Raw genomic sequence first — 14302 nt, 5'->3', positions numbered from 1 at the left:
ATGCTCGCGCGGCAGGAGTGCCCGATGACCCCCGATCAGCCCACCGAACACCACCGCCGCCGCAGCCTGTTTGCCGGACTTCGGGCCAGCTTCCTGACCGGGCTGGTCGTGGTTCTGCCCATCGGGCTGACGGTCTATCTGGTCTATGCGGTGATCGGCTGGATCGACAGCTGGATCATCCCGCTGATCCCGCACAACTGGCGCCCCGAGGCGCTGATGGGGTATTACTTCGGCCCCGGCATGGCCTATCCGGTGCGCGGCGTCGGCGTGGTGGTGTTTCTGCTGTTCACCATCCTTGCCGGATGGGTAGCCAAGGGCCTAATCGGCCGCACGCTGATCGCCCGGACCGAGGCGCTGGTCGACCGGATGCCGGTCGTCCGGTCAGTCTATGGCGGGTTCAAGCAAGTCACGGAAACCTTCTTCGCCAAATCCGAGCGCAGCTTTGATCGCACCTGTCTGGTGGAATTTCCCCGCCCCGGCTGCTGGGCCGTGGGATTTGTCGCCACCACGGCCAAGGGCGAGATCGCCGCGAAACTGCCGACCGACCGGCAGATGATCGCGGTTTTCGTGGCGCTGACCCCCTTTACCTCGGGCATCCTGCTGTATCTGCCCGAGGAAGATGTGATCCTTCTGGACATGAAGGCCGACGAAGCGGTGAAGCTGATCGTCTCAGCCGGGCTGGTGGCGCCGACCGCGAAAGATATGCGCGCCCTAGCCGAACAGGCCGCGCAGGTCGATTGAGCTTTCGCGGCCGATGCTGGCCTTGTGCCGGTGCAGGAAGCCCGCGCAGGCCTTGCGCCCCGCCGCCTTCAGCCGGGCCAGAAACGCCGGATCGGGGCTGAGCTTGCTGCCCGCGTCGAGTTCATTCATCAGCTTTTCATCCGACACCAGATGCAGGTTGATGTCCTTCATCGCGCCTTCGGGCATCCGCCCCTCGGCAATTAGCCGTTTGACAAAAGCGACCGAACGCAATTCGCCCAGCAGTGCGGCATTGAAACTGATTTCGTTGATCCGGTCCTGAATCTCGACCGGCGTCATCGGGATCGCGTCGCGCCGCAGCGGGTTGATGGCGATGACGAGGATATCGTCGGGCAGATGCGGCAGATACAGCGGGAACAGCGCCGGATTGCCGGTGAAACCGCCATCCCAGAACACTTCCATCTTGCCGGTCGCAGGATCTTCCAGCTCGATCGCCTGAAAGGCTGTGGGCAGGCAGGCAGAGGCAAGCAGCGTGGCCGGCGAAATCTCGGCGCCAGAGAACACCCGGATCTTGCCGCTGCGGACATTGGTGGCGCTGACGAACAGGTCAGGCCCCGCCGTGGAACAGACATGGGTGAAATCGAAACGCGCCACCACCTCGTGCAGCGGATTCTGCCAGAACGGCCCCCAGGAATAGGGGCTGAAGATTTGCGCCGCGATCCCGGCGGGGGAGACGGGCACCGCCGCCGCAGCGACCTCGGCCATGGCTGTCGCCATGGGAAAGGCCGCCGTGACCCAGCGCGCCACCCGCAGGTTGCCCAGCTGGCCGACATCGGTCCACAGCCGGTCAAGGCTTTCGCGCGCGGCCTGCGGCCCGCCCTGCAACAGCCCCATCTTCAGCGCGGCTGCATTCAGCGCCCCCGCCGATGTGCCGGTGATCCCCGCGATTTCGATATCCGGCTCTTCCAGCAGCCGGTCGAGCACGCCCCAGGTGAAGGCGCCATGCGCGCCCCCGCCCTGCAAGGCCAGATTGAGGCGCAGCGTCACCGGGCCGCGCCCCTGCCGTTCATCGGGGCAGACTGCATCACATCGCGGTCCAGCCGCCATCGACGCTGATCGTCGTGCCGGTGATCTGGGCTGCGGCTGCGCTGGAGAGGAAGACCACGGTGCCGCCGATTTCCTCAACCGTGGCGAACTGGCGCGAGGGCTGACGGTCCAGCATGACTTCGCGGATCACCGTCTCGCGATCCATGTTGTGCACCTTCATCTGGTCGGGGATCTGCGCCTCGACCAGCGGGGTCAGCACATAGCCAGGGCAGATCGCATTGCAGGTGATGCCCTTGCCCGCGGTTTCCAGCGCCACCGTCTTGGTCAGGCCGACAACGCCATGCTTGGCCGCGACATAGGCCGACTTGAACGGCGAGGCGGTCAGGCCATGCGCCGAGGCGATGTTGACGATCCGTCCCCAGCCCGCCTTGCGCATGCCCGGCAGCGCGGCCGCCGTGGTATGGAAGGCCGAAGTCAGGTTGATCGCGATGATCGCATTCCATTTCTCGACCGGAAAATCCTCGACCGGCGACACGAACTGGATACCGGCATTATTCACGAGAATATCGCAGCCGCCCGCCTTTTCGATCAGGCCACGGCAATCCTCGGCCTTCGACATGTCGGCGGCGATATAGTGCACATTCACACCATGTTCCGCCGCCAGTTTCGCGGCCAGCGCGTGATCCTCGTCGCGGTCGGTGAAGCTGTTGATCACCACATCGGCTCCGGCTTTTGCCAGTTCGATGGCGGTGCCAAGGCCGATCCCCGAATTCGATCCGGTGACGACCGCCCGTTTTCCCTTCAGCGTCATGTCGCTTCTCCTGTACTGGATACGCCGTCAACATAGGCGTTTGACGCGGCATCGCCAGCCTTTTCGTGCCGCATTGCAGCACAGTCCCGGGAACGTGAAAGCCAAAAAAAACGCCGGCGCGAAGCCGGCGTTAAGTCTTTGAGGCAGGTTTCATACAGGCAAGAAACCTATCGAGCAGTGCCCCCTTTATACCGCGTGGCGCCGTGCAGTCCAAGTTAAAAGTTTGAAAATCCACGATTGCCGGAATAGTGTCCGGCCCAAGAAAAACAGGGCTGCGAAGGATTGTCGCCGGAATGATACAGGTTTTTTTCGGGAAATTTCGCGTGATCGCCCTGGCTGCGACGGCGATTCTCGGTGCGGCTCCGGTCTGGGGCGACTCACCCGCACATGGCATAGCTATGTATGGAGAACCTGCCCTCCCACCGGATTTTGTGTCCCTCCCCTATGTCAACCCCGAAGCGCCGAAGGGCGGCCGCATCGTGCTGGGGGAAAATGGCGGCTTCGACAGTCTCAACCCCTTCATCCTCAAGGGGGTGGCACCGCGCTACATCGCGCTCTACAGCACCGAAACCCTGCTAGCGCGCAGCTTTGATGAACCCTTCACCCTTTATGGCTTGCTGGCCGAATCCGTGACCACCGATTCGTCGCGCAGCTATGTGGAATTCACCCTGCGCGAGGGCGCGCGCTTTTCGGATGGCAGCCCCGTCACGCCCGAGGATGTGCTGTGGTCTTTTGCGACCCTGGGAACCGAGGGCCATCCGAAATACGCGAATGCCTGGGCCGCAATCGCCAAATCCGAAATCACCGGCCCGCGCAGTCTCCGCTTCACCTTTTCCAGCCCCAACCGCGAATTGCCGCTGCTGCTGGGTCTGCGCCCGGTGCTGAAGAAGGCGCAATGGGAGGGCAAGGATTTCACCGCCTCCACGCTGGAGCCGCCCATTGGGTCGGGCCCCTATGTCGTCGCGGGTCTGGAGCCGGGGCGCTATCTCTCGCTCCGCCGGAACCCCGACTGGTGGGGCAAGGATCTGCCGGTCAATCGCGGACGGCAGAACTTTGATGAAATCCGGGTCGAATACTTCTCGCTCGACACGGCGCAGTTCGAGGCGTTCAAGGCGGGCGAGCTGTCGCTTTATCGCGAAACCAATCCGGTAAAATGGCTGCGCAACTTCGATTTTCCGGCAGTGACACGCGGCGACGTGGTGAAGGACGAAATCCCGCATGGCCGCCCCTCGGGGATCGAGGGTTTTGCCTTCAACACCCGCCGTCCGCTCTTTGCCGATTGGCGCGTGCGTGAGGCGCTGATCCTCGCTTTCGATTTTGAACAGGCCAATACGGTGCTGAATGACGGCGCTCTGCCGCGCATCGCCTCGTATTTCTCGAACTCGCCGCTGGGCATGCTGCCCGACACGCCCGCCGAAGGGCGCGAACGCGCCCTGCTGGAGCCTTTCGCAGGCGATCTGCTGCCCGGCACTCTGGAAGGCTACAGCCTGCCCAGGGGGGATGGCAGCGGCGCCAACCGCAAGAACCTGCGCGCGGCAACCAGACTGCTGGCCGATGCGGGCTGGACCGTGCAGGACGGCACGCTGCGCAACGCGGCGGGCACGGCGTTCAGCTTTGAAATCCTGCTGACCAACGGCCAGCTCGATATGATCGGGGCCGCCAGCATCTATGTCGAATCGCTGAAACGGCTGGGCATCAGGGCGCATGTCACCACCGTGGACAATGCGCAGTATGTCGAGCGGACAAATGCGTTCAACTTCGACATGACGCATTTCATCCGTGCGCTGTCGCTCAGCCCCGGAACGGAGCAGCGGCTTTACTGGGGATCGGCCGCCGCCACCGTGCCGGGATCGCGCAATTGGCCGGGCATCGCGTCGCCTGCTGTGGATGCCCTGATCGACGAAATGCTTTCCACCACCGAACCCGAGGAATTTGTCGCGGCGACACGCGCACTGGATCGTGTGCTTACAGCGGGTAGATATGTCGTGCCGCTGTGGTATTCTCCGGTCGCGCGCGTCGCGCATGACCGCCGCGTCACCCGGCCGGATCCTATGCCGCTTTATGGCGACTGGCCCGAGGTGACGCCGGATGTGTGGTGGCAGGCGCAGTAAGAAACAAGAACGAAGAAACCGAGGCAGAGTGTTATGAATATCTGGAAACTGACGGCGGTTCTGGCGCTGGCTGTTCTGGCGGGCTGCAATACCGTGGATGGCGTGGGCCGCGATATTTCGGGCGGGGCGAACCGGGTCGCAGGCTGGTTCTGACCGGAAATCCGTTGTTGCAAATGTCATGGAACAGGACGGCATCGCGGATGCCGTCTTGCCTTTTGCCATGTGCAACGGGAAAAGGTTGCCCGCTGGTCAGGGCAGCGAGGTGACCCAGAGGATGGTCGCATCCTCGTCACTGAGCGAGATCACGTTATGTCCCATGGTCGCGTCATAATAAGCGCTGTCGCCCCGGCGCAGATCCACGGGTTCATAGAATTCGGAATAAAGCCGCACGATCCCGGTGAGGACATACAGGAACTCCTCGCCGTCGTGGCGCACCCAGCCGTCGAACTCCTCTGGTGTGCGGGCGCGGATGGTGGCGCGATAGGGAAGCATCTGCTTTCCCTTCAGCGGCCCCGCCAGAAGTTCGTGTTCATAGGTCGTGGTGGCATGGGCCTGCCCCTCGCCCGCCTTGGTCACTGCAAGACGTCCGTTCACCTGCGCCCGCGCGGGCGGGGTAAAGAGTTGCGGCACCGAAATCGCCAGCCCGCCGGCCAGCTTCTTCAGCGCCTCATAGGTGGGCGACATCTGCCCGTTCTCGATCTTCGACAGGGTTGACCGCGCCAGCCCGGCCCGTTCCGCCGCCTGTTCCAGCGTCCAGCCCTTCGCCTTGCGCAACTCGCGCACGCGGGTGCCGAGGTCCAGCGGCTCGACAATCGTCTCCGCTCCGCTTTCGCGGGCAATACGGATCAGCGACGGGGGTTCGTTCCTGCTCATGGCACTGTGCATTACGGCAGGGCGCGGCGTCTTGCAACGCGCTCGCACGGGGAATAGCAAGGCCGGATGTTGTCCCTTACCGATCCTGGCGCGCCGATCCCGGTTCCGGCCGCGTTCAATCTGGCCGCGCATGTTCTTGCGGCAGGTGCTGCCACACCCGACAAGCCCGCGCTTCAGATCGTCCGGCCCACCGGCGCGGAGCGCTGGAGCTATGCGCGGCTGATCGCCGCCGTTCGGGGGGCCGCTACCGGCCTACTGGCCGAGGGTCTGCATCCCGGCGACCGGGTGCTGCTGCGGCTGGGCAATGAACCGGCTTTCGCTGTGGCCTTCCTTGGCGCCATTGCCGCCGGTCTGGTGCCGGTGCCGACCTCGGCGCAGTTGACGGGAACCGAGATTACCGCGATGGCTTCCCGTCTGTCACCGAGTCTGGTGATCGCGGGGGACGGCGTCGCCCTGCCCGACCTGCCCGATATTCCGGTGCTGGCCGCTGCGCGGCTCGCCGCCATGACCGATCTGCCGCCTGCCGAATGGCACATGGGCCGGGCTGACCGGCCCGCCTATATCGTCTTTACCTCTGGCACCTCGGGGCGTCCGCAGGCGGTGGTGCATGCGCATCGCGCTATTCTGGGCCGCGGGCTGATGCACCAGGGATGGGAGGGGCTGGGCCCCGACGACCGTCTGATGCATGCCGGCGCCTTCAACTGGACCTATACGCTCGGCACCGGGCTGATGGACCCCTGGACGGTGGGCGCGACCGCGCTGATCCCCGGTGCCGGGGTGACGCCCGCGCAGCTGCCTCTGCTGCTGAAGCGTTTCGACGCCACGATCTTCGCCGCTGCCCCCGGTGTGATCCGCCAGATGCTGCGCGGCACCCTGCCCACCCTGCCGCGCCTGCGCCATGGTCTCAGCGCCGGGGAAACCCTGATCCCCGCCCTGCGCAGCCAGTGGCAGGCCGCCACCGGCACCGACCTGCACGAGGCGCTGGGCATGTCGGAATGTTCCACCTTCATCTCGGGCAGCCCCGACCGTCCGGCGCCCGTGGGCTGCGCGGGCTTCCCGCAGGCCGGGCGCCGCATCGCGGTGCTGGGAGACGCTGGCCCGGTGCCGCGTGGCACGCCCGGCACGCTGGCGGTGGGGGCGGATGATCCGGGCCTCATGCTCGGCTATCTGGATGCGCCCGAGGCGACCGAGGCGCGGTTCCGTGGCGGCTGGTTCCTCACCGGCGATCAGGTCTGCATGCGCGAGGAAGGCGCCATCACCTATCTGGGTCGCGACGACGACCAGATGAACCCCGGCGGCTATCGCGTTTCCCCCATGGAGATCGAGGCCGCGCTGGCGCATCTGCCGGGCGTCGAGGATCTGGCGGTGACCGAGGTCGAGGTGTCGCCCGGCAACCGCGTCATCGCCGCCTTTTACACCGGCCCCGCCGCGCTGGACCCCGCGCCGCTGGAGACCGCCGCAGCCGCGTCGCTGGCCCGTTACAAGCAGCCGCGTATCTGGCAGCAGGTCGCCGCCCTTCCCCGCAACCCCAACGGCAAGCTGAACCGCCGCGCGCTTGCCGCGCTCTGGACCCCGCAATGATCCGTCTCGATGTCTTCGCCGATCCCGTCTGCCCGTGGTGCTATCTGGGCAAGGCCCAGCTTGACCGCGCGCTGGAGGCCAATCCCGACCATCCGTTCACATTGGAATGGCATCCGTTCCAGCTGAACCCCGGCCTGCCCGCCGAAGGGGTGGACCGTGCCGATTACATGCTGCGCCTCTTTGGCACGCAGGAACGCGCGGTACAGGCGCATCTGCGGCTGGAAGAGCTGGGCCGCGAGGCCGGGGTCAATTTCGATTTCGCGGCCATCACGCGCGTGCCCAACACGCTGGACGCCCATCGCCTGATGCACTGGGCCGGGTTGGAAGGGCGGCAGGGCGCCGTGATCTCTGCCCTGTTCCGTGCTTACTGGCGCGAGGGACGCGATATTGGCGACCGGGCGGTTTTGGCCGATCTCGCCGAAGCCGCCGGAATGGATCGCGCCATGGTCGCCCGCCTGCTGGACAGCGACGCCGACCGCGACACGGTGCTGGGCCGTGACGCCCATGCGCGCGAGCGCGGTGTGAATGCAGTGCCGACCTTCATCATTGCCGATACCTATGTGGTATCGGGCGCCCAGAAGCCCGCATTCTGGGCCGATGTGATCCGCGACATCGCGGAAAGAGGAGACGAGTGACCATGACGACGCGCAGGCTGTCACAACCCGAATTCATCGCCATGATCGCGTTTCTTTTCGCGCTCATCGCCTTTTCCATCGACGCCATGCTGCCCGCGCTGCCGCAAATCGCGCTGGAACTGACGCCCGACGCCACGAACCGCGCGCAGCTGATCGTGACCAGCTTCGTTCTGGGCATGGGGCTGGGCACTTTCTTTGCCGGGCCGCTGTCGGACAGTCTTGGGCGCAAGCGTGTCATCCTCGGGGGGGGAGCGATCTATGCGGTGGCGGCTATCGTCGCGCATTTCGCGCCGACGCTGGAAACCGTGCTGGCGGCGCGCGTGGTACAAGGCATCGGTGCGGCCGGGCCGCGTGTCGTGTCGCTGGCGCTGGTGCGCGACCTCTACAAGGGACGCGAGATGGCGCGGATCGTCAGCTTCGCCATGATGATCTTCACCCTCGTCCCCGCCGTGGCACCGCTGATCGGCAGTTTCATCATCGCGGGCTTCGGCTGGCGCGCGATCTTCCTTGGCTTCCTGTGCTTCGCGGCAGTGCCGCTGCTGTGGCTGACCCTGCGCCAGCCTGAAACGCTGCTGCCTGCCGCCCGCCGACCGCTGAGCGTGCCTGCACTGGTGCAGGCGCTGCGCGAGGTTCTGACCAACCGCATCGTGGTCATCGCGATGCTGGCGCAGACCTTCTGCTTTGCCGCGCTGTTCGGCACGCTGTCCTCGACCCAGCAGATCTTCGACACCACCTTTGGCCGCGCCGAAAGCTTTCCGTTCTGGTTCGCGCTGATTGCCATTCTGTCGGGCAGCGCCAGCGTCATCAACGCCACGCTGGTGGTGCGGCTGGGCATGCGGCTTCTGATCAGCACGACACTGGCCGCGCAGGTCGCCCTGTCGCTGTGTTTTGCCCTGATTTCCGCCAGCGGCCTGCTGCCCCCCGACCTTTACTTCGGTGTCTATGTGTTCTGGACCATCACCGTCTTCATGGTGGCGGGCCTGACGCTGGGCAATCTGAACGCCCTCGCGCTGGAGCCGGTGGGTCATATCGCCGGGATGGCGGCCTCGGTCACCGGCTCGCTGGCGACGGTGGTCGCGGTTGCAATCGCCGCCCCGCTGGGTCTTGCCTTCGACGGCACGCCCGTTCCGCTGGCCTTCGGGGTCTGTGCCCTGACGGCTGCGGGCTTCCTGCTGATGAAACTCATGCCGGGCCGCTGATTGCGGCCCGATTCTTTTTTCCATTCCCGGGCGAGTTTTCTGCGCCCGACAATGATTTTTCACATTTTCGCCCCGCTTGACCATTAACCACAGGGCCACAGGGGCAAGACACATCCATTTTGCAGAGGACAACACATGACGACCATTACCCTCACCGGCTTTCAGGTCGGTTACTCGGCCTCGACTCCGAATGCTATTTCTGCGTCGACCATCGACATCGTGGCGAATACCGGCTTCGGCTTCGAATACAGCTTCGATGCGCCCGTAAGCGGTGACTATTCTTCCATCACCATCACCAAGATCGTCGGTTCGGCCTATGGCGTGAACGTCGACGGCGGGCCGGTCAACCTGAATACCCAGGCGGCCATCGCCGAAGTGAACTGGGGCGGCACGAACTTCACCAAGATCATGCGCGTGACGACCTCGGACGGTAATGACCACTTCTTCGTCATCGACGGTGATGAACTGCCGGCTTTCGCGGATATCAACGCCTACAACGCTTTCCTGGCTGACGCCTATGCCAGCTCGGATGTGAGCGAATGGTCGAGCACCCGTCTCGGGCCGGGCTTCCGTCTGTATCCGAAAAACTTCGACTCGATGTCGGGCACGGCCGAAAACGATCTCATCATCGGGATCGACGGCGTGCATGACTGGAGCGAATCCTATCTGAGCGCGGGCATCGGCGATGACACCGTGTCCGGCACGGTGGGCGATGACAAGCTGCGCCTTGGCTCGGGTGCCGATATCGCGGATGGCCGCGGCGGCAATGACCGTATCTTCGGGGAGGCGGGCAACGACAGCATTAACGGCGGCACCGGGGCCGATACCGTTGACGGCGGGACCGGCAACGACTCCATCAGTGGTGGCGCCGACAATGACCGTCTGCTGGGCCGGATCGGGGATGACACGATCAGCGGCGATGCTGGCAACGATTATATCCATGGCGGCTCCGGCACCAACCTGCTGGATGGCGGCACCGGCGACGACACCGTGACCGGCGGCAGTGGCGTCGACCAGATCTTTGGTGGCGTCGGCAACGACCGCGTTCTGGCCGGTGGCGGCAGCGATCTGGTGGATGGTGGCGATGGCAATGACAAGCTCAGCGGTGGCTCCGGCAATGACACGCTCTATGGTGGCGATGGCAATGACACCGTCAGCGGCGGTTCCGGCAATGACGTGATCCAGGGCGGCGCGGGCACCAATACGCTCGCCGGCGATGCCGGGAACGATACGATCAACGGCGGCAGCGATGCCGACAAGATCACGGGCGGCTCCGGTAACGACCAGATCACCGGCCAGTCCGGGGACGATGTCATCAACGGCGACAGCGGCGACGATCAGATCGACGCGGGCCTCGGCAACGATACCGTTCTGGGCGGTGCCGATAACGATACGATGTTCCTGGGCGGCGGCAACGACCGTGGCGATGGTGGCAGCGGCAACGATGCGATCACCGGGGGCAGCGGCACCGATACGCTGATCGGCGGCACCGGCAACGACACGCTGGATGGCGGTTCGGGCGATGACCGGCTGAGCGGCGGTCGCGGTGCCGATACCTTCGTCTTCGGCGACAACGGCGGCTCGGATACGATCACCGATTTCCGCGATGGCGTCGACACGCTGCTGATCGACACCAACCTGGGTGTGTCGAACTTCACCGAACTGCGCGATCTGGGCGAGGCCGTGGGCCGCAACCTCGTGTTCACCTTCGAAACGGGCGACACGCTGACCCTGCGCAATACCAAGATCTCGCAGCTGGCTGGTGACGTGGTGTTCGACGACTTCCTGCTCTGACCGGCAGTCGACAGATGTGAAAGGCCCGGGCAAGCGCCCGGGCCTTTCATTTGCCCTTCGGTTTCAGGATTTTTTCCGCCAGATCGCGCGCGATGCCGAAGGCGCCGCGGATGCGGTCGCCCTCGGTCGGCCAGTCGACGGCCAGCACGATCTTGTTGCCCGCGACCTTGGCCCCGCCCTGCTGGGCCTGAAGATATTCCACCAGCCCCGCCGGATTGGCGAATTTGTCATTGTGGAACTGCACCGTAGCGCCTTTCGGCCCCGCATCCAGCCGCGAGATGCCCGCCTTCTTGCACATCGCCTTGATGCGCACGACCAGCATGAGCGTGTTCACCTCTTTCGGCAGCGGCCCGAAACGGTCGATCAGTTCGGCGGCGAAACCCTCCAGCTCCACCTTGCTCGCCAGATGGCTGAGCCTGCGGTAAAGCCCCAGCCGGATATCCAGATCGGGCACATACTCCTCGGGGATCAGCACGGGAACGCCAAGGTTGATCTGCGGCGCCCATTGATCGTCGACCGGCGCGAGGCCGGTGATCTCGCCCGATTTGATCTTGGAAATCGTCTCTTCCAGCATCTGCTGGTAAAGTTCGTAGCCGACTTCCTTGATATGGCCTGACTGTTCCTCGCCCAGCAGGTTCCCCGCCCCGCGCAGGTCGAGGTCGTGGCTGGCAAGGTTGAACCCGGCACCGAGGCTGTCGAGGCTTGCCAGCAGCTTCAGCCTCTTCTGCGCTTGCGGCGTCAGCGGGCTGCGCGGTTTGGTGGTCAGATAGCAATAGGCCCGGGTTTTCGACCGGCCGACGCGACCCCGGATCTGGTAAAGCTGGCTGAGGCCGAACATGTCGGCGCGGTGCACGATCATCGTGTTCGCGGTCGGGATGTCGAGCCCGCTTTCCACGATCGTGGTGGCCAGCAGCACGTCGTATTTCCCGTCGTAGAACTCGTTCATCCGCTCATCAAGATCACCCGCCGCCAGCTGACCATGCGCCACGACATAGCTGACCTCCGGCACATGGGTCCGCAGGAAATCCTCAATCTCGGGCAGATCGGCCACGCGCGGCACCACGAAGAAGCTTTGCCCGCCGCGATAGCGTTCGCGCAACAGTGCCTCGCGCAGCGTCACGGTATCGAACTCGCTGACATAAGTGCGGATCGCCAGCCGGTCCACTGGCGGGGTGGCGATGATCGAGAGGTCGCGCACGCCCGTGAGCGACAGTTGCAGCGTGCGCGGGATCGGCGTCGCGGTCAGCGTCAGCACATGCACCTCGGCGCGCATTTCCTTCAGCCGCTCTTTGTGGCTGACGCCGAAATGCTGTTCCTCGTCGATGATCAGCAGCCCGAGGTTCCTGAACTTCACCCCCTTCGCCAGCAGCGCATGGGTGCCGACGCAGATGTCCACCGTGCCATCTTCCAGCCCCTTGCGGGTGGTGGCGGCATCCTTGGCGGAGACGAAGCGTGACAGCGGTCGCACCTCGATCGGGAAACCGCGGAAGCGTTCGGCGAAGCTGCGGTAATGCTGGCGTGCCAGAAGCGTGGTCGGGCAGATCACCGCGACCTGCATCCCCGCCATGGCGGCGACAAAGGCGGCGCGCATCGCGACCTCGGTCTTGCCGAAGCCCACGTCGCCCACGACTAGCCGGTCCATCGGATTGCCGGCCTCAAGATCCGCCACCACATCGGCGATGGCGTTCAACTGGTCGTCGGTTTCCTGATAGGGGAAGCGCGCGGCAAAGGCCTCCCATGCCGAATGCGGCGCCTCAAGGATCGGGGCATGGCGCAGGTGACGTTCTGCGGCAATCCGCATCAGCCGGTCGGCAATCTCGCGGATACGCTCCTTGAGCTTTGCCTTCTTCGCCTGCCATGCCCCGCCGCCCAGACGGTCCAGCAACCCGTCCTCATGCCCATAGCGGCTGAGGAGTTCGATATTTTCGACCGGCAGATAAAGCTTGGCGTCCTCGGCATAGACCAGATGCACATATTCATGCGGCGGGCCGGGGCGGTTGCGCGGCGGTTCGGGCACGCGCAGGGTTTCAAGGCCCACGAACCGCCCGACACCATGTTCGACATGCACCACCAGATCGCCGGGCGACAGCGTGCCGAGGTCTTGCAGGAAGTTCTCGGCCCGTTTCTTGCGGCGCGGCTTGCCCAGCAGGCGGTCGCCCAGCACATCCTGTTCGGAAATCACCGCAAGGCCCGGCGCGGTAAAGCCCTCGTCCAGCGCCCAGACCGCGAGGAACAGCCCGCCCTTGCCTTCCGGCACTGCGCGCAGATCGGCGATTTCAGCGGTGGCCGAAAGCCCCTGATCCTCCATCAGCCCCTTCAGCCGCTCGCGCGCCCCTTCGGACCACGAAGCAATCACCACCTGCCGCTCTGTCCGCAGGCTGCGCACATGATCGGCCAGCGCACCGAACAGGCTCAGGCTTTCGACCTGTCGCTCGGGCGCGAAATTGCGCCCGATCCGCCCGCCCGCATCCAGAACGCCCGGACCGGGGCTTTGCGGCAAAGGCGAAAGCTGGATCACCCGATGCCCGGCAATCGAAGCCTCAAAGGCGTCGTCGTCCAGATAAAGCGCCTCGGGCGGGCACGGTTTGTAAACCGTATCCATGCGCCCCTTGACGCCCAGATGTTCACGCCGCGCCTCATATTGGTCGGCGATCCCCTCCCAGCGCGACAGCCGTGCGGGTGTCACCTGATCGTCCAGCATGACGCTGGCATCGGGCAGATAGTGGAACAGCGTTTCCAGCCGGTCATGGAACCACGGCAGCCAGTGCTCCATCCCCTGATGCTTGCGGCCCGCGCTGACCGCTTCATACAGCGGATCATCCGTCGTGGCACCGAATTCGATGCGATAGGTCTGGCGGAAACGGGTGATCGCCGCCTCGTCCAGCATGACCTCCGACACCGGCGCCAGATCGACGGCCGTCAGTTTTTCGGTCGTGCGCTGGCTTTCAGGGTCGAAGCGGCGGATGCCGTCCAGCACGTCACCGAAGAAATCCAGCCGCACCGGCCCACCCTCGCCCGGCGGATAGATGTCAACGATACCGCCGCGCAGCGCGTAATCGCCGGGTTCGGTCACGGTGGTCGTCGGTGAAAACCCCATGCGCGCCAGGTAGTCGCGCAAGGCGCCCTCGTTCACCCGTTCGCCCACACGGGCCGAGAAGGACGCCGCCCGCACCACCTCGCGCGCGGGCAGGCGCTGCGTCACCGCGTTCAGCGTGGTCAGCAGGATGAAGCGATCCGCCACCCCATGCGCCAGCAGCGCAAGTGTCGCCATCCGGCGGGCCGAGATTTCGGGATTGGGCGACACCCGGTCATAGGGCAGGCAGTCCCAGGCCGGGAAATCCAGCACCAGCGCATCGGGCGCCATGAAGGCCAGCGCGCGGCGCATCGCCTCCATCCGCTTGTCGTCGCGCGCGACATGCACCACGGCCCGGCCACGCGACAGTTCCTTCGCCAGCAGGCGGGCATCATATCCCTCTGGCGCACCGCCGAGGACGATCTTCATCTGTTCCGACATGAGCCCCGATCTAACCCCTGCGTCGCCGAAGTAAAGCC

Annotated in this window: 10 protein-coding genes; 6 read left to right on the top strand and 4 right to left on the bottom strand. The window is 64.9% G+C overall.

Going from position 1 to position 14302, the window contains the following annotated elements:
• Nucleotides 1-24 precede the first annotated feature (24 nt).
• Complete coding sequence (locus AO684_RS15265) at nucleotides 25-741, top strand: DUF502 domain-containing protein (RefSeq protein ID WP_054303584.1); 717 nt, start codon at nucleotides 25-27, stop codon at nucleotides 739-741.
• On the opposite strand, the gene AO684_RS15260 is transcribed toward AO684_RS15265, so the two are convergent.
• Nucleotides 712-1746: a patatin-like phospholipase family protein gene (locus AO684_RS15260; RefSeq protein WP_054303718.1), complete on the bottom strand. Its 1035-nt coding sequence runs from the start codon at nucleotides 1744-1746 to the stop codon at nucleotides 712-714. The two genes, AO684_RS15265 and AO684_RS15260, sit on opposite strands and share 30 nt — an antisense overlap.
• Nucleotides 1747-1783: 37 nt before the next feature.
• On the bottom strand, nucleotides 1784-2557 hold the full coding sequence (locus AO684_RS15255; RefSeq protein WP_054303583.1) for a 3-hydroxybutyrate dehydrogenase: 774 nt from the start codon (nucleotides 2555-2557) through the stop codon (nucleotides 1784-1786).
• 293 nt (nucleotides 2558-2850) lie between these two features.
• On the opposite strand from AO684_RS15255, the gene AO684_RS15250 reads away from it, so the two are divergent.
• On the top strand, nucleotides 2851-4668 hold the full coding sequence (locus tag AO684_RS15250) for an extracellular solute-binding protein (RefSeq protein ID WP_054303582.1): 1818 nt from the start codon (nucleotides 2851-2853) through the stop codon (nucleotides 4666-4668).
• 249 nt (nucleotides 4669-4917) lie between these two features.
• Here the strand turns inward: AO684_RS15250 and AO684_RS15245 are convergent, their stop codons facing one another.
• Entirely contained in the window at nucleotides 4918-5541 is a 624-nt protein-coding gene (locus AO684_RS15245; protein ID WP_054303581.1) for a helix-turn-helix domain-containing protein, read from the bottom strand.
• 66 nt (nucleotides 5542-5607) lie between these two features.
• Here AO684_RS15245 and AO684_RS15240 point away from each other — a divergent pair, with 66 nt between their 5' ends.
• The 4 genes from AO684_RS15240 (at nucleotide 5608) to AO684_RS15225 (ending at nucleotide 10750) form a co-directional block, all read left to right on the top strand.
• A complete protein-coding gene (locus AO684_RS15240; protein WP_054303580.1) occupies nucleotides 5608-7122 on the top strand; it encodes a class I adenylate-forming enzyme family protein in 1515 nt (504 codons plus the stop codon).
• Nucleotides 7119-7757, top strand: a complete 639-nt coding sequence (locus AO684_RS15235; protein ID WP_054303579.1) for a DsbA family oxidoreductase — start codon at nucleotides 7119-7121, stop codon at nucleotides 7755-7757. The genes AO684_RS15240 and AO684_RS15235 overlap by 4 nt, the downstream gene beginning before the upstream one ends.
• A 2-nt stretch (nucleotides 7758-7759) precedes the next feature.
• Nucleotides 7760-8956, top strand: coding sequence for a Bcr/CflA family efflux MFS transporter (locus AO684_RS15230; RefSeq protein WP_054303578.1), 1197 nt, complete (start codon nucleotides 7760-7762; stop codon nucleotides 8954-8956).
• A 135-nt stretch (nucleotides 8957-9091) separates the two neighbouring features.
• Nucleotides 9092-10750, top strand: a complete 1659-nt coding sequence (locus tag AO684_RS15225; protein WP_054303577.1) for a calcium-binding protein — start codon at nucleotides 9092-9094, stop codon at nucleotides 10748-10750.
• Nucleotides 10751-10796: 46 nt separating this feature from the next.
• On the opposite strand, the gene mfd is transcribed toward AO684_RS15225, so the two are convergent.
• Nucleotides 10797-14264 carry a transcription-repair coupling factor gene (mfd, locus tag AO684_RS15220; protein WP_054303576.1) on the bottom strand — a complete coding sequence of 1156 codons (3468 nt, stop codon included), beginning with the start codon at nucleotides 14262-14264 and terminating at the stop codon, nucleotides 10797-10799.
• Nucleotides 14265-14302: the final 38 nt, after the last annotated feature.

Origin of the sequence: Gemmobacter sp. LW-1 (assembly GCF_001303875.1) — a bacterium.
GTDB lineage: Bacteria > Pseudomonadota > Alphaproteobacteria > Rhodobacterales > Rhodobacteraceae > Gemmobacter > Gemmobacter caeni.
The sequence above is the reverse complement of the archived record's forward strand: the minus strand, read 5'-3'. Positions and strand labels throughout refer to the sequence as shown.